Below are 23,550 nucleotides of genomic sequence, written 5' to 3' on the forward strand. Positions count from 1 at the left end.
ATGTGATATAATTCACATTCGGCTCCTAGCTGGTTACTCAGTTGGGAGCCGTTTTATTGTTAACGCTACGTAGTTATAGGTAAAAATTGGTCTCGTTATCAGTCCTTACCTATAACTACATATGAGAAAAAGATTGTAGAGGTTGTTATGGTACCTGTTGTTGCTCTTGTAGGGCGTCCAAACGTTGGTAAATCGACGTTGTTTAACCGACTAACGCGTACGCGTGATGCGTTAGTGGCGGATTTCCCTGGCTTAACTCGCGACCGTAAATATGGCCAAGCGAAACTTGGTGAGCATGAATTTATCGTCGTAGACACTGGCGGCATCGACGGCACGGAAGAGGGCGTTGAAACCAAAATGGCCCAGCAGTCACTCGCCGCGATTGATGAAGCGGATGTTGTGCTATTCATGGTGGACGGCCGTGCGGGTCTGACCGTGGCGGACGAAGCCATTGCCCTTCATCTACGTAAGATTGAAAAGGCAGCGATGCTGGTGGTAAACAAAGTCGACGGTATTGATGCCGAAGCGGCCAGCGCTGAGTTTTGGCAACTGGGTATGGACAACATGTACCAAATCGCTGCCGCTCACGGCCGTGGTGTTGGTGCACTGATTGACCGTGCGCTTAACCCGTTTGCTGAGCAGTTGCTTGAAGAAGCCAACGGCGAAATTGAAGACCTCACTGACTTCATTGATGAAGAAGAAAAACTGGAATACAGCGAGGAAGAGGCGGAGCAAGAGTTTAAACGCCTACAAGATCAGCCGATTAAATTGGCGATCATCGGTCGACCTAACGTTGGCAAGTCGACACTCACTAACCGTATTCTGGGTGAAGAGCGTGTGGTTGTGTACGATATGCCGGGTACCACTCGTGACTCTATCTACATTCCGATGGAACGCGATGGCCGTGAATATGTCCTAATTGACACCGCTGGTGTGCGTCGTCGTAAACGCATCAATGAAACCGTTGAGAAGTTCTCGGTGGTGAAAACATTGAAAGCAATTGAAGATGCAAACGTGGTTCTTCTGGTCATTGATGCGCGTGAAAACATATCAGACCAAGACTTAAGCCTACTCGGTTTTGCGCTCAACGCTGGACGCTCGATCGTGATTGCGGTCAATAAGTGGGATGGCCTTGATATGGACGTGAAAGAGCACGTCAAGAAAGAGCTGGATCGCCGCTTAGGCTTCGTTGATTTTGCACGCATTCACTTTATTTCGGCGTTGCATGGCACGGGTGTGGGTCACCTGTTTGAATCGGTTCAAGAGGCGTACAAGTCTGCCACCACTCGCGTGGGTACTTCTGTTTTGACTCGAATCATGAAGATGGCAACCGACGATCACCAGCCACCTTTGGTACGTGGACGTCGTGTGAAGCTAAAATACGCCCACGCTGGTGGATACAACCCACCGATCGTGGTGATTCACGGCAACCAAGTGAATGAGCTTCCAGACTCTTACAAGCGCTTCTTGATGAACTACTTCCGTAAATCGCTTGAGATTATGGGCACACCGATTCGAATTACTTTCCAGAACAGTGAAAACCCGTATGAAGGTAAATCGAGCAAGATGACCCTATCACAAGAGCGTAAACGCAAACGCTTAATGGGCATGGTGAAAAACCGTAAGAAGTAGCCCTATCTGAATAATCACATGATGGTCAAAACGCCTTAGCTTGCTAAGGCGTTTTTTTATGTCATCAATGGGCTCCACCAAAGAGCCTATCCCTCTTTTCCACTCATTTTCGAGTTACATACTGTGTATTTGGATGAGTGATCATTTTATTAAGTCTGGTTGTAGTGTGTATTTTTAATCTTTATTGGTTAATTGTGCTTTTTAAAATTGAAATGCAGCATATGTAACTTATGCTTTCGGTGTGTGGTTATATAAATGTTCTTTTAGGGGGAGATCGCTGATCACAGCGGCTTTTGCCGATGATCTTATTATGATCATTTATAGAAGCATAGAGCGATGAGAGCAAGCCAGTCGGTGTGATATTGAGTTGGAGATGGGATTTTTGTATATTAGTTTAAGCTAAATTAAAAAGGTAACACAGATCATGAACACCAATCTATGCCCAAGTTGTCAGCAAGAGCTGGAGTGGAATGGCCACTACCACTGCACACAGTGCCAACATGATTACAACAAGATCGGTTGGTGCCCACAGTGCGACAGTGAATTAGAGAAGCTGCAAGCGTGCGGCGCGGCAAATTATTTTTGTAATCAGTGCAACGAACTCAAATCGAAATCAGCGATTCGATTTGAGTTCCGTCCTATTGACTCTAAGAAATCGTAGAAAAGAGGGTGCCGTCGGCTAAACGGGTGACTAAGGTGTCACCTGATTTCATTTGCTTTGTGGAGGTCACTACATCGCCTTGTGCGTTTTGGCTGATCGAGTAGCCACGTTTTAATGTCGCCAGTGGGCTGACCGCATCTAACGTTTCCGCCGCTAACGCGAGTTGATGGCGTTGATAGGTCAAACGTTTATTCATCGCGTCGATCAGTTGTTGCTCTAAACGGATCATGCTTGCGTGTTGATTGGCGAGTTTATGTGCAGGGCTATGCAGGTTGAGTTTGTAGTGCAGTCGCTCGACTCGTTGCTCTGCACTGCGCAATCCATTATCCATCGCTCGCTTGAGGCGAATGTCGAGTTCATCTAACTGCTGGCTCTGACGTTGAAGTTGATGAGTGGGATGTTGACGTTCGAGACGATGCAGCAGGCCAGTCAGGTTGCGTTGTTGCTCAGACACTCTCTGGCGCCACGCACTGAGCAGTTTATGCTCACGGCTAGCGAGCGCTTGCTCTTTATGGCTGTTGTCGCGGCTCACTAGCTCAGCGGCTGCCGAGGGGGTAGGCGCGCGCATATCGGCGACGAAATCGGCGATGGTCACATCCACTTCATGTCCAACCGCACTGATAATCGGGATTTGACTCGCCGCAATCGTTCGCGCTACGACCTCGTGGTTGAAGCACCATAAATCTTCTAGAGAGCCCCCGCCACGACCGACGATCAAGACATCACATTCGTTACGACTGTTGGCACAGCCAATGGCTTGCGCGATTTGAATCGCGGCATCGTCACCTTGTACTAATGTCGGGTAAATAATCACCGGCAGTGAAGGGTCACGTCGCTTCAGTACATCCAGAATATCGTAGAGCGCCGCACCTGTTTTCGAGGTAATGATGCCAACCCGTTTCGGGTGCTCAGGCAGCGGCTTCTTATTAGTCTGTGCAAACAGGCCTTCAGCGGCTAGCTTCATTTTAAGCGCTTCAAACTCTTGCTGGAGTCGGCCATCGCCTTCCGGCTGCATGCTTTCAATGATCAACTGATAATCGCCGCGAGGTTCATACAACGAGAGACGCGCTTTGACTAATACTTGATTGCCGTTAGCCGGCTTGAACGTGACACGACGATTATTGCCGCGAAACATCGCGCATTTGACTTGAGCTCGGGAGTCTTTAAGGGTGAGATACCAGTGACCAGACACCGGGGCAGAGAAGTTGGAGATCTCTCCGACCAACCAAACGATACCCATTTCGTTTTCAAGCAGCAGACGAACTTCTGCGTTGAGGCGAGAGACAGTGAAAATGTTTTGATTGGTGGATGCAGGCACAGCTAATCCCATGGACGTGGGTATGGAAATTAGCGGCAATATAATACATAGCAAGGGGGTGATTGCAAATAAAAAGTAGAAAAATGTGTAGCCAAGCGTTTGCGTTGACCGTATAATCCGTCCGCAATATCTAATCCAAATGCAACATTGTTCTCGCACACTCTAGTGTGAATAGGTTGCCCTCATTATGCGAAACGATGAGATTGGATTGTTCTTTTTACTCCTCTAATTGTGAGATATTGCAAATGCTAAGAATTGCCAAAGAAGCGCTGACATTCGACGACGTACTGCTTGTGCCAGCACACTCCACCGTTCTCCCAAACACAGCTGATCTTCGCACTCAGTTGACGAAAAATATCACTCTTAATATTCCGATGATTTCTGCGTCTATGGATACCGTGACGGAAGCCCGTCTGGCTATCGCTCTTGCGCAGGAAGGTGGCATTGGCTTTATCCACAAGAACATGTCGATTGAGCAGCAAGCGGCAGAAGTTCGTAAAGTTAAGAAATTTGAAGCGGGTGTGGTCACTGATCCTGTTACCGTTAACCCTGAAGCGACCATCGCGGATGTGGTTGCACTGACAGACAAGCACGGCTTTGCAGGCTTTCCTGTCGTCACAGAGAACAACGAGCTGGTCGGTATTATCACCGGTCGTGACGTGCGCTTTGTTACGGACCTCACTAAGAAAGTCTCTTCAGTGATGACGCCAAAAGAGAGCCTTGCTTCAGTAAAAGAAGGGGCAACTCGTGCTGAAGTGCAAGAGAAAATGCACGAAGCGCGCGTTGAAAAAGTGTTGGTGGTTAACGATGAGTTCCAACTGACGGGCATGATCACCGCAAAAGACTTCCATAAAGCAGAACGTAAACCGAACGCGTGTAAAGATGAGCGCGGTCGTCTTCGTGTTGGTGCGGCAGTGGGTGCCGGAGTGGGCAACGAAGAGCGTGTTGCGGCATTGGTTGAAGCTGGGGTTGACGTGCTTTTGATCGACTCTTCACACGGCCACTCTGAAGGTGTTCTTAACCGTATCCGTGAAACTCGCGCGGCATACCCTAATCTCGATATCATTGGCGGTAACGTCGCAACGGGTGCCGGTGCGAAAGCCCTTATCGATGCAGGTGTTAGCGCAGTGAAAGTGGGTATCGGCCCAGGTTCTATCTGTACCACTCGCATCGTAACGGGCGTGGGTGTTCCTCAGGTAACGGCCATCGCTGACGCGGCGGAAGTGGCAAATCAACACGGTATTCCTGTTATCGCTGACGGCGGTATCCGTTTCTCAGGCGACATCTGTAAAGCTATCGTTGCTGGCGCATCGTGTGTGATGGTGGGATCGATGTTTGCGGGTACTGAAGAAGCACCGGGTGAAGTGATTCTTTACAACGGTCGTTCTTACAAATCCTACCGTGGTATGGGTTCATTGGGCGCGATGTCTCAAGGCTCTTCTGACCGTTACTTCCAAACGGACAATGCCGCAGATAAGCTTGTCCCTGAAGGTATCGAAGGACGTATCGCGTACAAAGGCCGCCTAAAAGAGATCGTTCACCAGCAAATGGGTGGTCTACGCTCAAGCATGGGCCTAACGGGCAGCGCGACGATTGAAGACATGCGTACCAAAGCCGAGTTCGTTCGTATCTCTGGTGCTGGTATGGCGGAATCTCACGTACACGATGTTCAAATTACTAAGGAAGCACCAAACTACCGTCGCGGTTAATTTCTTAGACAAGAAACCCTCGACGAAAACGTTTGCTTTTCCTTGAAGCATTGAAGAGAGGCGGGTACACTCGCCTCGTTTTCTTAACCCAGCTTAAAAAGACTGCTCAAATGACCAAAAATATTCATGACCAACGTATCTTGATCCTCGATTTCGGATCACAATACACCCAACTTGTCGCACGTCGTGTACGTGAAATCGGTGTCTACTGTGAACTGTGGAGCTGGGACGTTGAAGAATCAGATATTCGTGAGTTCAATCCAGACGGTATCATCCTATCTGGTGGACCAGAAAGCGTTACCGAAGAGAACTCTCCACGTGCACCTCAATACGTATTTGACTCTGGCGTGCCAGTGCTCGGTGTGTGCTACGGCATGCAGACAATGGCAGAGCAGCTAGGTGGTAAAGTTGCCGGTTCCAATGAACGCGAATTTGGCTATGCGAAAGTCAAAGTGTCAGGTGAATCTTCACTATTTAAAGATCTAGACCTGACCCAAGATGTATGGATGAGTCACGGTGACAAGGTTGTTGAGATTCCAGCAGACTTCGTCAAAGTGGGCGAAACGGACACCTGTCCTTACGCGGCGATGGCCAACGAAGAGAAAAAATACTTCGGCGTGCAGTTCCACCCTGAAGTGACGCACACCAAGCAAGGCCTACAAATGCTTGAGAACTTTGTTCTTGGTGTGTGTGGCTGTGAGCGTCTTTGGACCTCTGAATCCATTATTGAAGATGCGGTTGCTCGCATCAAAGAGCAAGTGGGTGATGACGAAGTTATCCTTGGTCTATCCGGCGGTGTTGACTCTTCGGTTGTGGCGATGTTGGTTCACCGCGCAATTGGCGACAAGTTAACTTGTGTCTTCGTTGATAACGGTCTGCTACGCCTAAACGAAGGTCAACAAGTGATGGAGATGTTTGGCGATAAATTTGGCCTAAACATCATCAAAGTCGACGCAGAAGAGCGTTTCCTTACCGCATTAGAAGGTAAGTCGGATCCTGAAGAGAAGCGTAAGACCATCGGTCACGTCTTTGTTGACGTGTTTGATGAAGAGTCGAAGAAACTGAAAAACGCGAAATGGCTAGCGCAAGGCACCATCTACCCAGACGTGATTGAGTCTGCGGCGTCAAAAACGGGCAAAGCGCACGTGATCAAATCTCACCATAACGTGGGTGGTCTACCTGAAGATATGGCGATGGGCTTGGTTGAGCCACTACGTGAGCTGTTTAAAGATGAAGTGCGTAAGATCGGTCTAGAATTAGGTCTACCTTACGACATGCTATATCGCCACCCATTCCCAGGACCGGGTCTTGGTGTGCGCGTACTTGGTGAAATCAAGAAAGAATACTGTGATTTACTGCGTCGTGCGGATGCGATCTTCATTGAAGAGCTTCATGCTGCTGACCTTTACCACAAAGTGTCTCAAGCGTTCACGGTATTCCTACCAGTTCGTTCCGTAGGCGTTATGGGTGATGGTCGTAAGTACGACTGGGTTGTGTCACTGCGTGCAGTCGAAACCATTGACTTTATGACCGCGCATTGGGCACACCTACCGTATGACTTCCTTGGTAAAGTCTCTAACCGTATCATCAACGAAGTAGACGGCATTTCTCGCGTGGTTTACGACATCTCAGGTAAGCCGCCAGCGACGATTGAGTGGGAATAATTTTTCCGACTAATGTTAAGAACCAGCCTATCAGGCTGGTTTTTTTTCGTCTTTGGATGAGCTGCCAAGCAAAAAATAGAGGCAAACCTTGGTTTGCCTCTATTGATGACCGAAACGGTCGTCCACTGCTTTTTATTTATCGATTAGGTTGAAGGCTGCTCAACGCTTTTGGTTTTTGATTCCGCTTCTGCTTTCGGATCGAGTCCTGTTTTTCTGCGGTATTTTTCTTCCCAGTAGTCAGCGCCTTTGATGCCAAGTTTCACTGGGTTGAACGTGTACTCTTCAACACCTTGTTTTTGCTGCTCTTCGTAGTCATTCAGTGCTTTTAGGGCAGGTTTTGACATAAAGAAGATGATCAAAATACCGACAATGTTTAACCACGCCATCAAACCTACACCGACGTCACCCATCGCCCATGCGAGGTTTGCGGTTTTGACGGTGCCGTAGAACACCACGGCAATCAACGCGACTTTAAGGATGAACATCAAGCCGTCAACTTTGAAGTGGCGACGGATGTACGCAACGTTGGTTTCTGCGATGTAGTAGTAAGCCAGAATCGTCGTGAAGGCAAAGAAAAACAGCGCGATAGCGATGAACGGTTTGCCGATGCCTGGCAGTGCACTTTCAATCGCCATTTGAGTAAACACTGGGCCGTTCGCCGCGATATCAGCCGCGACATTCTGGATGATGAAGCCCTCTGCACCGTGAACGTTATACGCGCCAGTGATCAAGATCATGAACGCTGTGGCTGAACAAACAAGCAAAGTATCAATGTAGATAGAGAAAGATTGCACTAGTCCCTGCTGAGCTGGGTGCTCAACACTTGCCGCTGCCGCCGCATGAGGCCCTGTACCTTGACCCGCTTCGTTTGAGTAAACACCACGTTTAACACCCCAGCCAATCGCGGCACCCACACCTGCCATCGGCGTGAATGCATCACCGATGATCATTGAGAAGATGCGTGGCACTTCACCAATGTTCAGTAGGATGATGATGAAAGCGGTGACGATGTACGCCAATGCCATGAAAGGCACGACAATCTGAGTGAAGCTCGCAATGCGTTTTACACCACCAAAAATGATGAACGCAAGAATGATAGAAATCAGTGTGCCGGTGAAGATTTTCGCGAAACTGAAGGTGCCGATGGCCGTTTCGATCATGTCACCTGAGCCAAATGCTGCCTCGACTGCGTTACCGATGCTGTTCGATTGCACACCAGGAAGTAGGAAGCCACACGCAAAAATGGTCGCGACTGCGAAAATCCACGCATACCATTTCTGACCCATTGCTTTCTCGATGTAGTAAGCCGGACCACCACGGAATTCGCCGTTATCTTCTTCTTTATAGATTTGCGCCAGTGTCGATTCTGCATACGCGGTTGCCGCGCCAAAAAATGCGACTGTCCACATCCAGAAGACAGCACCTGGGCCGCCAAAACCGATCGCTGCAGCGACACCGGCAATATTACCTGTACCGACACGACCAGAGAGTGAAACGGCCAGAGCCTGGAATGAAGAGATGCCTTTAGAAGAACTTTTTCCAGACAGAAGCAAACGCCACATTTCGGTGAAGTGTCGAACTTGTACAAATCGAGTCATGATTGAATAGAACAAACCCGCGCCCAAGCACAAGTAAATCAGTGCCGGGCTCCAGATAATCCCATTCATAAAATCAACAAATGACTGCATATGAATTTCCCTGTTAGTTGTTGAGTCCCTTTAGCGACAAAACGGCATATCGCTTAAAGGGGTGTTGTGTTTAATTTCGAACAGCATATTAACCTTTTTGTAACCTTAATGTTAAATCATTTATCTATTAATCTTGTTTGGCGTGATTCCATCCACAAAATTCCAATCAGAAGAGAAATGATAGGTTAAAACTTCATCGTTTAGTCTTCTCGTGCCAAAACTGAGAATGGTAAAACGCATCTGGTGGTCGATGCGTTTTATGGAAAAGTGCAAATTCTATTTGTTAAATATGCTGATAATGCCGGTTGATTTAGTGAATGCTACTATTTGCCGTAGCGGCTCATGCTCAGTTGCGGGTATTGATGACGATCTCCGGTGACAAGGTCGGTTAATATTTCGGCGGAGCCACACGCCATCGTCCATCCTAGCGTACCGTGACCAGTATTAGTGAAGAGGTTACTCAGTGGTGTTGGGCCAATGATCGGCGTGCCATCGGGCGTCATTGGGCGAAACCCACTCCAATATTGTGCATGCTCAAAAGAGGCACCGCGAGGGAATAGGTTGCTGACGACATGATTGAGCGTCGCCAGGCGTTTGGCCGTTAGCTTACCGTCAAAGCCAGCCAATTCAGCCATACCCGCCACGCGTATTCTGTCATCAAAGCGCGTTAGGGCGACTTTGTAGGTCTCGTCCATAATGGTGGAAGAGGGGGCATACTGATCATCGCTGACAGGTAAGGTAAGCGAATAGCCTTTGACGGGGTATATCGGGAGGGTTAGCCCTATTGGCTCTAACAATGCTTTGCTGTAACTGCCCATTGCGACAACGAAGGTATCGGCGGTGAAATCACCGGCATCGGTGTGAATGGCGCAGACACGTTGCTGAGACGCAGTTAGACGTTGAATACGGGTATTGAAATGAAACTGCACGCCAGCTTCTTCACACAGACGCTGGAGCTCTTGGCAAAAAAGGTGGCAGTCACCGGTTTCATCGTCCGGTAAATAGAGGCCGCCGACCAGCTCACCCTGCATATGAGCCAAACCGGGCTCTTGGTTAAGGCACTGATTAGCATCGAGCAGTTCAAAGCGAGTGCCTGCCTCGGCAAGCAGCGCCATGTCCTTTTCTACCGCTTGCAATTGCTGAGTATGACGAAACAGTTGCAGTGTGCCTTTTTGGCGTCCTTGATAATCGAGCTTGTGCGTTTGGTTGAGCTTTTTTAAGGTCTTCTGGCTGCGAGTTGCTATCATCAACATGCGGGCTTTGTTCACTCGATAGCGCTCTAGCTGGCAGTTACGCAGCATTTGCGTCATCCAAATGAATAGCTCGCGGCTCACCATAGGTTTGATCTTTAGCGGCGCATGTTGCTCGAATAACCATTTGATCGCCTTGAGCGGAATGCCGGGAGCGGCCCAAGGAGAAGAGTAGCCATAAGAGATTTGCCCTGCGTTGGCAAAACTGGTTTCTTCGCCTGCGCGAGATTGACGATCGATAACCGTCACATCACATCCTGCTTGATTGAGCATCCAAGCGCTCGTGAGTCCGATGACTCCACTGCCCATCACCACAACCTTCACATCATTCTCCTCATTGGTATTTTGGCTAAGAATCTGCGATTTACATTTACGTAACAATCGATAAAAATTAAACACATCATTTAGAAAAACTAAAAGCGCGCTCATGACCCAGATGTTATTTCAAGGTGTTCATTTACTGTGCCAAGTCGCGCAGTACCCGACGATAAGCCAAGCAGCAAGTCGTCTAAACCTCACGCCGGGAGCGATCAGTCAGCAGGTAAAGTCCATTGAACAACATTTGGGTTTTAGTGTTTTTGAACGCCATCCGCGCGGGATTCGCTTAACCGAGCAGGGGAGAAAACTGATCGAGGGGGTAACGCCGCATCTGTTAGCCATTGAAGAAGTGACCGCGCAAGTGAGATCCTCCGGAGAAGCAGCGCAGATTCGTCTGAAGTTAACCCCCTCTTTCGCGTTTAAATGGCTCGTCCCTCGTTTAGAGAGTTTCTATCGATTACACCCGACGATTCAGGTTCACACCTTTGCCGAGGGCGCATTGGTGGATAGCCAGCATAAGGACTTTGATATTGCGATCGACTATGGTCCGATCCCCTACAAAGATGATCGCGCTGAACTGTTAATGGCGGAGTCACTGCTCCCTGTGATGAGCCCCTATTACTATCAGCAGCATTTTTCGTCGCATTCGTCCAATGAGGCGTGGTCGCGGGTGACGTTGCTGCATGATGCGATGCTTTGGCAAGGAGCCGTTCGAGATCATGAGTGGCGCTATTGGTCTAAGCAGCAAGGGATGGATTTTGACTGCCAACGTGGCCACTTTTTCAATCGCACCGATATGGCGATGTCGGCAGCAGAGGCTAACGTGGGTGTTGCTTTGGCTCGTATGGCATTGCTGGGCGATGAAATCTCAATGCAAAGGTTAGTCGCACCTTATGAGCCCATCCCGGCAGGTGCAGGGTACTTTGTGTTGACCCATGTGGACAACGCACACACGCGGGTCTTCAAACAGTGGCTAAGAACGCAGTGCGATGCGGGGGAGTAAACCACGGTGACGGTCACCATTGCTAATTAATCAGGCGCTGCGCCTTATTGGCTCTACACTTAAAAAGTCAACGGGATAGCCCTTTGTTGGCAGAGTGAGGGAGCGGCATGTATGAATTCGAATGAGCAGTTATGCAGCTATCGTAATCCTGATGGTTGGTGCTGCGATCAAATTAGTGGTGAGTCAGGACTGTGCTATTGGCATGATCCGAACATCGATAAAAGTAATGACGACATCAAACAGCAAGTGGAGCAATGGGCCGCAGAGGGCAAGCCACTGGATGGCTTTCAGTTAGCGAAAACCGATTTGACGGATGTAGACTTGGTCAATCGAGGCAGTAAAGACGGGTATCTTTGTCGTGAGGCCGATTTTTATCGAGCAGACCTCACCGATGCGCATTTTTTTGGCTTAGATTTTCGCGGCTCCTCTTTGATGAAAGCCAAGATGCTCGGCGCCAATCTGCACTGTGCGAAATTGGATAAATGCAATTTATTGGGCGCAGATCTTGGGCGTGCCAAGCTAGAAAATGTCGAGTGGGGACGCTTCCTAAAACAAGAACTCGATGCAAGGCAAGCAAAGAAAAAGCACAATAGAACGCTCACCGCCAGTCTCTATCAGGAGGCGGAAGAGGTGTGTCGTAACATTCGTAAACAGTGCGAAAAACAAGGACTGTTTGAGATGGCGGGAGACTTCTTTAAACGTGAGATGCGTTTTCGTCGTTATCAGTTACCCAAATTCAGTACCAAACGGTGTATATCCAAAGCGGTTGATCTGTTTTGCGGCTATGGCGAAGACCCCGTGCGCGTGGTGCTATTTTCGATCTTTTTGATCATGGTGTGCGCGATGGCCTATTTCTTTCTTGATACCACAGGGGCGCATCCGATTTACGAAGGGGTGACGGGCTGGCGTTTTTATCTGTTGGAGTTTTTTAACTCACTCTATTTCAGTGTGGTGACCTTTACCACGCTCGGTTACGGTGATATCTCACCGGTTGGTGTTGCGAGGTTTATTGCTGCGCTTGAGGCTTTTTTAGGCAGTTTCACCATGGCTCTGTTTGTGGTGGTGTTTGTAAAAAAAATGACTCGCTAGCTGAGTCTGCCCCAATTACAGCTTGGATTGTGCACGGCCGAGGCGGTCGTGCACCGCGACCCACTCGTCACTGCGTGGTGGCGTTTCTACCCAAATCTCATCGCAGTGCCATTGGTCAGCATCATCAAGCGCACGGTACAGATCGTGTGCGTACTGAGCCACGTTATCCGCCATTTTCATTGCGCGAACATTCAAATCCGTAGGTAACGGTGAGTAGTGTAGCAAAGCCACCTCTCCCTTTACTTCCGGTAGATGATCAATGTCGACCAACTTCACTGAGGTGTTAGGTTGATAATGGCTGGTCACGTTACCCGGGACGGCGACATTATGCGCTTGAGGCGAACACACTTCTTCACCTAATGTGTGTGACAATTGCGCAGCGCTAATGGGACCTGCGCGAAGGATTCGAAATGGACGTTGCGTGAGATCGACAATCGTTGACTCAAGGCCATGAGCACAATCTCCGCCATCAAGCACCGCAGCGATATGACCGCCTAGCGATTTGAGTACGTGCGACGCTGAGGTTGGACTCAGTTTCTTATAAGGGTTAGCGGATGGGGCGGCAACGGCGAGCCCGCTAGAGAGCAGTTCATTAAACACGTCGTGTGCTGGCATGCGAACGCCAATGGTCTCTAGACCGCCCGAGACGACCGAATTAGCTTGTGGCGATTTCTTTAGTAGCAGGGTAACCGGACCAGGCCAAAAGACATTAGCAATGGTGTACGCTTCCTCTGGGATCTCCGTCGCCCAATCGGATAACTGCTGCACTTGGCCAATGTGTACGATTAACGGGTGGTTTGCCGGTCTGCCTTTCGCCGCGAAAATCTTCTTTACCGCCTCTGGGTTGGTGGCATCTGCCGCGAGTCCATAAACGGTTTCGGTCGGAATAGCCACCAACTCGCCAGAAGCAAGAAGCGACTTCGCTTGTTCGATATCGTTTTGGTTTTGTGCGGAAAGATGTAGCGTTTTCAATGTCACTTCCTCAGAAAAACGGACGGTTACATAGGCATGTTTGCTCTGACCAAATCAAAGCAAACGCACATTTTAGCTATCTTTTTCAAATTTGCGATGCTTATTTTCCTTTTTACATTGCTAGGCGAACCTCGTTTTGCGAAGTGCTTGATTCTGTGTAAGGTTTCCATCAAATCTTGCCACAACCCAAAACCCACAACCCCAAAAAAGGTGCAGCCGAACTCTACACCGTGAGATAAGCACGTGATTGCTTAAATGGAGAGCGCCAGTAATTAACACTCAGCAGCGCAAGCTGAATCAAGTTTTCGTAAACGCAGAGACATCGACATCAAGGCAAAACCGCACGCCAATATCGCACCGCCAATCGCGACGAAAATCGTGCCATCGGCGAAGTTGTCGGTGGTGACAGCAAACAGCGCCACGATGACGCCCAGTGCCGTCATTGCTTTCCCCATAAAAATGCCGTTGGCGTGATCAATCGGCGTTTGTTCTTGCGAGGAAATCGGAGTGTGGATTCGCTCACTCACAGTGTGATTGAAATAGGGGCGTTTAGTCATCAAAGCGGTAGAAAGGAAAAAGCCACCAGTGACGATCACATGCGCCAGGAGACTGCACACCACCATCATATCAACACTTTCTCTGTGATTGAGCGGGCCGGTGAAAGGCTCAAGCCAATGAACATCGAACACAAAATGCATCCAAGCGGAAACCAGAATGCCGACCAGAACCGTTGCCCAGCCAGACCAAGGTGGCGTACGTAAGTTGAGCATGGCCAATAGCGAGGGAATCGACATCGGCATGTGCAGCAAAGCAGAGAAGATCATCATGATGTCGAACAGGCTGTAGTCTTCGATACGAGCAAACAACAGTGCTACGCCGCAAGCCAACAGACCGGTCAGGACTGTGGCGATTTTACCTAGACGCATCTGTTGCTCGCTGCTCGCGTGCGGATTGATCAAGGAAAGATAGACATTGTTGACTACAATGCCGGCGTTGCGATTGAGCGCAGTGGTCATCGGAGACACGGTCGCCGCTAACATCGCCACCATTACGAGCCCCAGTAGTCCTTGTGGCATATAGTGTTCGATATAGTAAAGGTAGGCGGCGTTGTTGGCTCCACCTCCGAGCTCTGGGTAGCTCAAGCCCAAATCAATATTGAGTGAAGCAACAAACCAAGGAGGGGCAAACCAAAGCAGCGGTGCGACGAGAAACAGCGCGCCAGCCAGCAACGCCGAGCGTGATGCTTCTTTCTCATTGCTGGTGGTGAGGAAGCGATAGCTGCTGAGGGCATTATTCGTGGTTAGCGTTTGTTTCAGCAGCATGATGGCCACCCAAGTAATGAAAATCTGCCAGGTGTGCATGCTCTCGCCCATGACGGTGTTTGACAAAGATTCAACCGGTAGGCTCACGACGTGCTTGGCCGCAGTGGCCCCAACGACCATGGTGATAGTGACCAACAGCACGAGTTGGATCACATTGGTCGCAGAGACCGTCCAAACCCCTCCGGTGAGGGCAATAAAGGTCACCAGCAGAGAAATAGAGACGATAGTGATGTCGATACTAATGCCAAAGGTGGCCGACAAAAACGCGCCCAATCCATTGAGCCAAATCGCTGCGCCAATCAGTGTGATGGGAAAACTCGACCAAGTGAAGACTTGCTCAGACAACTTGTCAAAACGCAGACGCACGACATCCATCGCCGTAGCAACCCTTAAGCGGCGGTAACGCGACGCAAAAAAGAGCGCTGAAACAAAAAAGCCTAACGCATTGCCCCAAAAGACAAACATGATGCTGAGACCATCTTCAAACGCTTTGGCTGCCGCGCCAGTAAATGTCCATGCCGAAAACTGCGTCATGAAGGCGGTGGCGCCCGCCATCCACCACGTCATTGCACCATTGCCTTTAATAAAGCCGTCGGCATTGGAAGCGTGGCGTTTGAACGCGTTGGTCACGATCAGTAAGAAAACGAAATAGAGCGCAAGTACGAACCAGTCGAGATGTGTCACAAGGGAACCTAACTATAAAAGAGGGAGTGAAGTTTTTTAAAATTGCGTTTCACTTCATATTGTACGACAAGATTAACCTGTATTGGGAGAGCTGGATCATATTTGCTGAGTCAAGTAAGTGAATGAAACGGCTGCACGTAAGTATGGAAAGAGGTGATGTTACCCGCAGACACCTCAGTTATCTCCTCTGAATTGATGCGCCTATTGAGGTAGGATAGAGGCACTGTTTTCAGACTTTGGATATTCGCCGTGCATCGCCTGACCCCGTTAGAGGTACTCAATTCTGTATTTGGTTACGATCATTTTCGTCATCAGCAACAATCGATCATCGAGACGTTGGTTGAAGGCGGTGATGTGCTCACCTTGATGCCGACAGGCGGGGGAAAGTCGCTCTGCTACCAAATTCCAGCCATTGTGCGAGAAGGCGTGGGGGTGGTTGTGTCGCCGTTGATTGCCTTGATGAAGGATCAGGTTGATGTATTAGCGCAAGTCGGTGTGGCCGCTGCCTACCTCAACTCCACATTAGATCGCTATGAACAGCGTGAAGTTGAAGATCAGATTCGACGTGAAGAGATTCAGCTTCTCTACATCGCCCCAGAGCGTTTGATGATGCCGCAAACCCTCGACTTGCTCTCCGAGTGCCGCGTATCGCTCTTTGCGATTGATGAGGCACACTGTGTGAGCCAATGGGGACATGATTTCCGACCAGAATATCAACAGTTGTCTGTTTTACATCAACGCTTTCCGAACGTGCCGCGCATTGCACTTACCGCAACGGCTGATAAGCGTACGCAGCAAGAGATCATCAGTCAGCTAGCGCTTCAATCGGCCCAAGTGTTTGTCCACAGTTTTGATCGCCCCAATATTTGCTACTACGTCAGTGAGCCAAGTAATGCAAAGAATGACTTGTGGTCATTCATCTCTGCGCATCACGCGAACGATGCGGGCGTCGTCTACTGTCTATCGCGTAAAAAAGTGGAAGAGACAGCAGAGTGGTTAGCGAGCAAAGGTCGAACCGCATTGGCGTATCATGCCGGAATGTCGGTTGAAAAGCGCAATGAGCATCAACAACGTTTTCTGCGTGAGGAAGGCGTGATCATCGTCGCGACCATTGCGTTTGGTATGGGCATCGATAAACCCGACGTGCGTTTTGTCGCTCACTTGAGTTTACCGAAAAGCTTGGAGTCCTACTATCAAGAGACGGGGCGCGCGGGCCGAGATGGCGAACCCGCCAATGCTTGGATGGCCTACGGGATGCAAGATATGGTGATGCAGCGCCAGATGGTAGAAAACTCAGACGGTAGTGACGCCTATAAACAAGTGCAAATTCAAAAACTGAATGCCCTACTTGGTTACTGTGAGTTGGTGACGTGCCGCAGGCAAACCCTTCTCGCTTACTTTGATGAGCAGATGAAGGAGCCGTGTGGCCACTGCGACAACTGCCTGACGCCGCCAACCACTTGGGATGGCACAGAGGCGGCTCAAAAGGCGTTGTCGACGGTATACCGATGTGAGCAGCGTTTTGGTGTCACATATCTTATCAATGTCTTGTTGGGCAAGCGCGACGATCGCATTGAACGATTCGGTCACGACAAGGTGTCTACCTTTGGGATTGGCACCGAGCTCAATGCCAATCAATGGAAAGGCGTCTTTCGTCAACTCATCGCGATGAATTACCTACGGGTGGAAGGTGAGTACAACCGTTTAGTGCTCACGCCGCAATGTCGTCCCATCTTAAAAGGCGAGCAGAGTGTCCAGTTGCGCGCACTGCGCAAAGCGAAGTCGAACCAATCGACGAAATCGAGCGCCGCAGAGTCGTTGTCTCCTTCAGATACGGATCAATTTCTTGTTTTGAAAGCCGTACGTGCTCGCTTAGCGAAAGAGCAAAACGTGCCAGCGTATGTCATCTGTCAAGATGTCAGTTTGAAAGCCATAGCCAAAGCTCGACCCCAAACATTGGATCAGCTTCGTCATATTTCAGGGTTTGGTGATACCAAAGTGAGTCAATATGGTGAAGCGCTGTTAGCCGTAATGGAAGACAAACCCGTTGAGCTGCGCCGCTTGAACGATACCGAGCAACAGTCGGTTGAGCTCTTTCACCAGATGGCGTCGGTTGCGAGTGTCGCTGCCCACCGTCAACTGGCCGAGACCACGATACAGAGTCACCTCAGCGCCGCCATTGAGAGCGGGGCGTGCCAACTCGAACAATTAGTGGAACTTAGCCCTGATGCGCTCAGCGACATTGAACAGAAAGCGACTGCGCTTAACAGCATCAATGAAAACAAGTTAAAGCCTTTGTTTGAAGCGTTCAATGAACAATACGACTATGGCACGCTGCGCTACGTACTCGGTCATATGAAGCATAAGCTAAGCCAACAAGCCGTTGAGGCTCAGTGAGCATCATAAGCCTAATTTAGTCTGCTTGTTTATCATCTATCAGCGATTTTAACGTACTGACAGAAGTAGGGATCAGTCCGACTTTTAAGCCAAATGTTTTGAACACCTTGTTGAGAATCTCAGTGTTGTAGCTGCCCCGATCATTCTCTATATCTGAGACTGTTTTTCTTGAGACATCGACAAGTCTTGCGAACACATCCTGTTTGAGTCCCAGTATATTAACGCGTAAGCTTTTCAACGCTTGGCCTTGTGTTAGCTCTCCAAGCAATAAGTGTTTGATGATTTTGTTTGCCTCTGTTTTGCGTTCTGCTGCACTGACTGCTTTGGCGTTTTTTGAGGTTTTCGATCTCGTCGGAGTATTGAGTTGCGATCGTTCTTTGGTCGAATGAGTTGCATTCGTCCCAGTCTTGGGCTGATATTGATTTCGCTTTGCTCTTAGACGAGCAACTGTATCTTGTACGGACTCTTTATTGCTTGGCTGATTCATAGTAGCCCCCATTTAGTGAGCTTTTCTGATATATGATTAAGTCCAACGGCTGGCATCTCTAAGATTTGTTCTGGCACTCCTCGTAATGCTAGTCTCTGCTTTAAGTCAATGCATTTACTTGCTGTAACCTCTAGCTCTTGTAATAACACTTCTTTTGGCACGAGATCAGATAAGGTGTCCGCTATTCCTACGAAGTCGTAAGTTCCGCCAACCTCTAGTGGGGCTTTCCATTTTGTTGTTCTTGGAATGCCTTCAGGATCAGCTTTCATTGGTGCGAAGTCGTAAACGGGAGCAAGCTTTATGACTCCATCACCTTTTAAGAATGAAGTGTTTCTGCCATGGTTATCACTATTACCAAACAATATGTTGAGCAGATCTCTCTTCACCCATTCAATGACGAAAGCTTGAGTATCAAACCTATACCCTTGGTGTTTAACCATATTGCTTTCAGTGATTTTTTCTATGAGAGTTCGGATTGTTGTTTCGTGATCAAGCGTGACTCCAGCGCCTTTGTTCAAAATGGAATACACAGATTCCATGCCAAACCTCTCGATTTGTTGCTCAATAATTTGAACATCAAATCGAGGAAGCCACAAGGAAGGGTAGTTTAATCCTTCCTCCAAGCGCATGCCGTCGGTGGAGATCGTTTCAACTCCCATTTCTGTTAGCTCGTGGTAGAAGTAGAACTCAGCTCTTAGAATATTACAGTCGATGGCGCTTCTTGAGCCTCTAGGGTACTTTACTAAGTAATGTAAGTCGTGGTTGCTATTGTCATCTTGGTATGGATCAATCCATATTTTTTCGCTGCCCGATCCATGATCGAAACCGCATCGGAGGATCAGTTTTGGCGCTTCACCTCCAGCCCCTGTCGCACCACCCGCGGCGGCCCCTCTTTGCTGTGCATAGTCGAGGAAATCACCAGCTCGATTTTTAACATCATCAACAGAGAAGTAGAGGTTGTCTGCTACTTCGTAGCGCTCAGGAAGAGAGTCTTTTACTCTTAAGTTACCAATAGGCGACATTGTGCCAAACTTGAGCAAAACATAGTCTTGTTCATCAGAACTAAGGTCGTCAATATCTAGGTGTTTGACCCAGTATCGTCTACTAGCACCACTAGGCATAATATCGTCTAGAAACGTTAACCATCCAGGTTTACCCATGTCATTAAAAAAGAATGAGACAGGGTGGTTTAGTGAAACAGCGTGAAAGTCATCTTTATCGTGATGTTCTAGCGCATAGTCGCTGAGGTAGTTGAGTTCAGTCACTCGGAAATTATGTCGGCTACTTTTAGGGAATGAGATGATACCGATATCTATCCATTCACCTCTGATAAAAGCTTGTATGGTTAGTTCTTCCATTGACAACACCTCTACTTATCAATGAGTGAAATTTTACTCGTAAAGTCGTTTACTTTCAAGTTGTGAGTAAAATTTTACTCATTAATATGCAGTTAGACTATTTATGAGTAAATGATTACTCATAGAACGTAAGTCAAAATTATTGATGAGCAGAATGGATTTTTTTAGCTATGAAAGCTGCGATAGGGGCGAGTTAATTGCCAAATACCAGATGAGGATATCTTTAGATAGCGCATTTTTAGTACCAACTTTTAGTACAAGTGGCACACGAACGAAAAATAAAGACAAAAAAAGGCGGTAAGTCAATAACTTACCGCCTTTCCAAACGTTTGGTGGGCTGGCGTAAGTTGATCTGGTTGGTTAAGTTGCTGTATTTAATGAATTTGTATTAATTTGATTTTAGTTGTGGTTCCTAAGGTGGTTCCTAAAAATAATTGCTTCGCATAATCTCGGTGATTTTCTATCATTTTGTGTGCAACCGTTCCAACGCTCCCTATAACTTGCCTTACTTTGTCCGCTAATCCTGAAAATAAAAAAAACTCTCCACTTGCGAGGGAGCGGTGTTTTGCATGCTTTGGTAACTTTTCTGTTGTCACTTAACAGAAGGAGTCAAAACATGTCGAACACTAAATCAACCCCTATGACACCAAGTGCAGCAGCACGAATTCAATCAGCTGCCGCAAAGGCAAATGGTGGGCAAGTAACTAAGGGCAGTTTTGCTGCCCGTGCTCAAGCTGCTGCGGCTAAGAACGGCAGGTAAAAGGGGAGAGATGGGAGTGTATACCCCATCTCATTTTTATGCCTAAATACAGTAGTAATAAGGATATTCAAAAGCTAATCGCTAAATTGGTGAAGGCTAATTGGCAATATAAGCGTTGCAAGAAGCATGGCTCTCTCTATTCCCCTGGAGGGAAAAGGTTCACTGTACCTGGGACACCAAGCGACAAACGTGCATTTCTAAATTTCAAAAAGGATATTCAAAGAGTTTTATGAACAGCGATGTTTACACCACTCCCTATTTCACGCTTCAACATTTACTAAGAGATATTGCAAAGTGCTTGGGGACTAAGAATTGGGCTGGAAAAAAAATAAATGATGCTTGTAAGAAAGTGGAAATCAACCCACACCAACTTGCTTCTCTAAAAAGCGAACTTATCCATGCCCCGCTCAGCAAATACGTGAATGTTTATTTCGCTGATCATGTGCTGAGAGAGTATGAAAGAGTTGAGTCAATGTATATGGCTCTAATTGAGGGTATGCCCCTTGACGGTGTTCAGGCATCGAAAGCGAGAGAAATCATAAGTAAGTACTTTATGACGTTTGCGATTGCGGAACTGTGCCGAGACATGCTGGATGGGATGAGGTTAACGCCGAGCGGTGTTGCTGAAAGACGGCAACCCTTGATGCCTTTAGCTATAGCATCAATATCTGATGGTGCAGAGTGGCAGAAATTCTATCAGGACGCAACGCCAGTTCAGAAAGAGAGAATTAGAGTGTGGTCATTGGGTAGAGATATACCTGACCCAGATAGTATTGCGTCAATGGGAGAGCCGTGGGAAGACGGTAATAGCTGGGGGACATATAAGGCAAGGCTGATAACCGCAAGGGTCTGGGATTACTACTTTTCTCAAAACGACGGTGTTCATCTTGATCTGCTTACAGAATTCTCTCCTGAAGGTTGCTGGAATGAAATGGTTAGAAGCCTTGGCGCACTGCTCACTGAAGGAACGGAGCGTTATTGTTCGACTACGAATCTCGCTTTGGGGCTTTTTGATTTGCTAAGGCTCAGGAAGCCAAAGCAAGCAAATGACAAAGAGCATTGCCTAGAGCTACTAACGCAATTGGACGCAGAACAACAACGACTCGATAAAGATAATGAGACGACGTATTACTATCACTGGATGAAAGCACGGTACCACCTGCACGCGGGAGAGTTGCTATTGGCGATATCGTGTTACAAGTTAGCCTTTGAACTTGTTTTATACCGGCAAGGGGAGAATGCGGGAAAGATCATTACTGAAGCGATCACAGCTTCATGTCGTTGTGCTAAACCAGACAAAAAGTTCATCAATAGACTCAGACGAATGGCCGTCCTGTTCAAGTTGGATCTCTTACCTCCCGAACATAGCAATGATGCGTTTAAAGCGAAAGTACAAGAGATCGAGCAGTGGGAAATCGCAGCATTTAGCCAATATTTCAATGCCATGTTTCCTAATGAATCTTTCTTCCCTAACTCTGTATATCCAGCCGATCCTCATGAAAACAATGGAATTTGGATGGTGGATGAAACTGCTCATGTGCTTGATCTCACAAAGCCAAACAAATCATTTTCAGTTGGTATGGAAGGCGGCTTGGTCAAAAAAATACCGCAGCTAGTTTACTTCTCAATGCAGGATGATTTTGACGCGGTAGCTAGTTTGTTAGAGGCTGGTGCGGACGTCAACAAACTTTCTAGCAGCAATGAATCTGCAATATTGATGGCGGTTCAAGCTATGCAAATTAACTTGGCACCGCTCAATTCGTTGGACGACGGGTTGTTTAAGCTTATAAGTGAAAAGACTCACAGAAAGAGCATACTAGATTCGCTTTCCAGTAAGCGAAAGCTATCGCCGTTGGGCTGCGCAGTTCAGACTGGACGCGTAGATATAGTGAAAAGGGTGTTAGAGATGGGAGCAACTATCGATAGAAGGCATGACACTATCGGTGAGACGCCTCTTTTCACTGCAATTGGAATGATTGCTCATCACACAAGACCAAAGCTGAATGAAATGCATTGGGATGAGCTTTCCCCCTAAATTAACACCATGACTTTGATGAGACTTCTAATACACTAGAACTAATGGAGATCTCAAAATGAAAAAGCGATACACGGAAGAACAAATCATCAAGGCGATTAAACAGCATGAAGCTGGTGCTAAGGTTGACGACATCTGTCGCGACATGGGGATATCATCGGGCACTTTTTATAACTGGCGCAGCAAGTATGCAGGGCTAGAAGTGAATGAGGCCAAAAGGCTGAGAGAGCTTGAATCTGAGAACAATAAGCTTAAGCGGCTCCTCGCGGAGAAGTTGCTCGAAGTCGAAGCAATGAAGGATGTTGTGTCAAAAAAGTGGTAACGCCATCTTCTCGAAAGCTTATTGCTCGATACCTTATTGACACTCACCGACTGAGTGAAAGAGCGGCCTGTAAGCTTGCGTGTTTGAGTCGAACGGCGTTTCGATACAAAGCTAAAAACCCTGTAGATAGGGCCTTACGAGAACGTTTAAAAGCGTTAGCCGTTCAATATTCCCGTTATGGCTATCTGATGCTGCACAGTTTACTAAAAGCAGAGGGCTTAGTTGTGAATAAGAAGCACACGTATCGTATTTACACTGAGGAAGGACTGCAAGTCAGAACGAAGAAGCGCAAAAAGCTACAGCGCCCGAGACTAGTTATGAATTCACCCACAAGAGCCAATCAACGCTGGTCGATGGACTTTGTCTCTGACCAATTGAGCAATGGTAGACGTTTTCGTGTGCTCAATGTCGTTGACGATTTTTCACGAGAACTCATTGGGCAGCTGGTGTCCCTATCAATCAGTGGCCAACAAGTTGCCCGTTTTTTAACTCAACTAACCGAGGTGCGCAGCAAGCCAGATAACATTGTTTGCGACAACGGGACGGAATTTACCAGCAAAGCCATGTTCTTTTGGTCAAAGACAACGTCGGTAACACTCGCCTTTATTCAACCAGGTAAACCGACTCAAAATGCCTTTGTGGAGAGCCTAAACGGCAAGTTCAGAAATGAGTGTCTCAATCAACACTGGTTCCGCACTCTGGATGAAGCACGTTACGAAATAAATCTATGGATGAAGCACGTTACGAAATAAATCTATGGAGAGAGCACTACAACCATATTCGACCACATAGCTCTCTAAATTATATGTCGCCAATTGATTATGCCAATCAAGTGGCGTAAACGTGGGAAACTTCATCGAGGCGGTGGTATTAATCTCGGG

16 protein-coding genes and 1 pseudogene are annotated in these 23,550 nt (G+C 47.9%); 10 read left to right on the forward strand and 7 right to left on the reverse strand.

Annotation, left to right across the window (positions count from 1 at the left end):
* The first annotated feature begins 147 nt into the window (after positions 1-147).
* On the forward strand, positions 148-1,632 hold the full coding sequence (der, locus tag AC6R0S_RS17860; RefSeq protein WP_500631499.1) for a ribosome biogenesis GTPase Der: 1,485 nt from the start codon (positions 148-150) through the stop codon (positions 1,630-1,632).
* 424 nt (positions 1,633-2,056) lie between these two features.
* Positions 2,057-2,293, forward strand: coding sequence for a zinc ribbon domain-containing protein (locus tag AC6R0S_RS17865; protein WP_334551304.1), 237 nt, complete (start codon positions 2,057-2,059; stop codon positions 2,291-2,293).
* Here the strand turns inward: AC6R0S_RS17865 and xseA are convergent.
* Positions 2,280-3,611: an exodeoxyribonuclease VII large subunit gene (gene xseA / locus AC6R0S_RS17870; protein WP_500638474.1), complete on the reverse strand. Its 1,332-nt coding sequence runs from the start codon at positions 3,609-3,611 to the stop codon at positions 2,280-2,282. The genes AC6R0S_RS17865 and xseA overlap by 14 nt on opposite strands.
* 245 nt (positions 3,612-3,856) lie before the next feature.
* Here xseA and guaB point away from each other — a divergent pair, with 245 nt between their 5' ends.
* Both guaB and guaA read left to right on the forward strand, forming a co-directional pair.
* Positions 3,857-5,320, forward strand: coding sequence for an IMP dehydrogenase (gene guaB, locus AC6R0S_RS17875; RefSeq protein WP_500638475.1), 1,464 nt, complete (start codon positions 3,857-3,859; stop codon positions 5,318-5,320).
* A 110-nt stretch (positions 5,321-5,430) separates the two neighbouring features.
* Positions 5,431-6,984, forward strand: coding sequence for a glutamine-hydrolyzing GMP synthase (gene guaA, locus AC6R0S_RS17880; RefSeq protein ID WP_500638476.1), 1,554 nt, complete (start codon positions 5,431-5,433; stop codon positions 6,982-6,984).
* Between the two features lie 143 nt (positions 6,985-7,127).
* Here guaA and AC6R0S_RS17885 read toward each other — a convergent pair whose 3' ends face one another.
* Together AC6R0S_RS17885 and AC6R0S_RS17890 are read right to left on the reverse strand one after the other, a co-directional pair.
* A complete protein-coding gene (locus AC6R0S_RS17885) occupies positions 7,128-8,672 on the reverse strand; it encodes an alanine/glycine:cation symporter family protein (RefSeq protein WP_500629239.1) in 1,545 nt (514 codons plus the stop codon).
* Between the two features lie 323 nt (positions 8,673-8,995).
* Positions 8,996-10,246: a D-amino acid dehydrogenase gene (locus tag AC6R0S_RS17890; RefSeq protein WP_500638477.1), complete on the reverse strand. Its 1,251-nt coding sequence runs from the start codon at positions 10,244-10,246 to the stop codon at positions 8,996-8,998.
* Positions 10,247-10,349: 103 nt separating this feature from the next.
* Here AC6R0S_RS17890 and AC6R0S_RS17895 point away from each other — a divergent pair, with 103 nt between their 5' ends.
* Complete coding sequence (locus AC6R0S_RS17895) at positions 10,350-11,243, forward strand: LysR substrate-binding domain-containing protein (protein ID WP_500638478.1); 894 nt, start codon at positions 10,350-10,352, stop codon at positions 11,241-11,243.
* Between the two features lie 111 nt (positions 11,244-11,354).
* Positions 11,355-12,332 (forward strand): ion channel, encoded by a 978-nt coding sequence (locus AC6R0S_RS17900; protein WP_500638479.1) that lies wholly within the window; start codon positions 11,355-11,357, stop codon positions 12,330-12,332.
* A 15-nt stretch (positions 12,333-12,347) separates the two neighbouring features.
* Here the strand turns inward: AC6R0S_RS17900 and AC6R0S_RS17905 are convergent, their stop codons facing one another.
* Positions 12,348-13,304, reverse strand: coding sequence for an L-threonylcarbamoyladenylate synthase (locus tag AC6R0S_RS17905; protein ID WP_500638480.1), 957 nt, complete (start codon positions 13,302-13,304; stop codon positions 12,348-12,350).
* A gap of 272 nt (positions 13,305-13,576) precedes the next feature.
* Positions 13,577-15,310, reverse strand: coding sequence for a sodium:solute symporter family transporter (locus AC6R0S_RS17910; RefSeq protein ID WP_500638481.1), 1,734 nt, complete (start codon positions 15,308-15,310; stop codon positions 13,577-13,579).
* Positions 15,311-15,559: 249 nt separating this feature from the next.
* Between AC6R0S_RS17910 and recQ the strand changes: the two genes are divergently transcribed.
* Positions 15,560-17,707 (forward strand): DNA helicase RecQ, encoded by a 2,148-nt coding sequence (recQ, locus tag AC6R0S_RS17915; protein ID WP_500638482.1) that lies wholly within the window; start codon positions 15,560-15,562, stop codon positions 17,705-17,707.
* Positions 17,708-17,723: 16 nt separating this feature from the next.
* Here the strand turns inward: recQ and AC6R0S_RS17920 are convergent, their stop codons facing one another.
* Together AC6R0S_RS17920 and AC6R0S_RS17925 are read right to left on the reverse strand one after the other, a co-directional pair.
* Positions 17,724-18,206: a helix-turn-helix transcriptional regulator gene (locus AC6R0S_RS17920; RefSeq protein ID WP_500638483.1), complete on the reverse strand. Its 483-nt coding sequence runs from the start codon at positions 18,204-18,206 to the stop codon at positions 17,724-17,726.
* Positions 18,191-19,552, reverse strand: coding sequence for a type II toxin-antitoxin system HipA family toxin (locus tag AC6R0S_RS17925; protein ID WP_500638484.1), 1,362 nt, complete (start codon positions 19,550-19,552; stop codon positions 18,191-18,193). Before AC6R0S_RS17925 ends, AC6R0S_RS17920 begins: the two co-directional genes overlap by 16 nt.
* 616 nt (positions 19,553-20,168) lie before the next feature.
* Here AC6R0S_RS17925 and AC6R0S_RS17930 point away from each other — a divergent pair.
* From AC6R0S_RS17930 to AC6R0S_RS17940, 3 genes and pseudogenes are all read left to right on the forward strand, one after another.
* On the forward strand, positions 20,169-20,312 hold the full coding sequence (locus AC6R0S_RS17930; protein ID WP_500638485.1) for a hypothetical protein: 144 nt from the start codon (positions 20,169-20,171) through the stop codon (positions 20,310-20,312).
* Positions 20,313-20,541: 229 nt separating this feature from the next.
* A complete protein-coding gene (locus tag AC6R0S_RS17935) occupies positions 20,542-22,347 on the forward strand; it encodes an ankyrin repeat domain-containing protein (protein ID WP_500638486.1) in 1,806 nt (601 codons plus the stop codon).
* A gap of 58 nt (positions 22,348-22,405) precedes the next feature.
* Positions 22,406-23,510, forward strand: a pseudogene (locus AC6R0S_RS17940) (IS3 family transposase).
* The last annotated feature ends 40 nt before the right edge of the window (positions 23,511-23,550 follow it).

It is taken from the genome of Vibrio sp. R15-SG3-ISO1B, assembly GCF_059833835.1.

Excerpts from the sequence above, each read along its gene's own strand:
- der (WP_500631499.1), top strand. The coding sequence starts at position 148 with ATGGTACCTGTTGTTGCTCTTGTAGGGCGTCCAAACGTTGGTAAATCG.
- AC6R0S_RS17865 (WP_334551304.1), top strand. The coding sequence starts at position 2,057 with ATGAACACCAATCTATGCCCAAGTTGTCAGCAAGAGCTGGAGTGGAAT.
- guaB (WP_500638475.1), top strand. The coding sequence starts at position 3,857 with ATGCTAAGAATTGCCAAAGAAGCGCTGACATTCGACGACGTACTGCTT.
- guaA (WP_500638476.1), top strand. The coding sequence starts at position 5,431 with ATGACCAAAAATATTCATGACCAACGTATCTTGATCCTCGATTTCGGA.
- AC6R0S_RS17885 (WP_500629239.1), bottom strand. The coding sequence starts at position 8,672 with ATGCAGTCATTTGTTGATTTTATGAATGGGATTATCTGGAGCCCGGCA.
- AC6R0S_RS17895 (WP_500638478.1), top strand. The coding sequence starts at position 10,350 with ATGACCCAGATGTTATTTCAAGGTGTTCATTTACTGTGCCAAGTCGCG.
- AC6R0S_RS17900 (WP_500638479.1), top strand. The coding sequence starts at position 11,355 with ATGAATTCGAATGAGCAGTTATGCAGCTATCGTAATCCTGATGGTTGG.
- AC6R0S_RS17920 (WP_500638483.1), bottom strand. The coding sequence starts at position 18,206 with ATGGGGGCTACTATGAATCAGCCAAGCAATAAAGAGTCCGTACAAGAT.
- AC6R0S_RS17925 (WP_500638484.1), bottom strand. The coding sequence starts at position 19,552 with ATGGAAGAACTAACCATACAAGCTTTTATCAGAGGTGAATGGATAGAT.
- AC6R0S_RS17930 (WP_500638485.1), top strand. The coding sequence starts at position 20,169 with ATGTCGAACACTAAATCAACCCCTATGACACCAAGTGCAGCAGCACGA.
- AC6R0S_RS17935 (WP_500638486.1), top strand. The coding sequence starts at position 20,542 with ATGAACAGCGATGTTTACACCACTCCCTATTTCACGCTTCAACATTTA.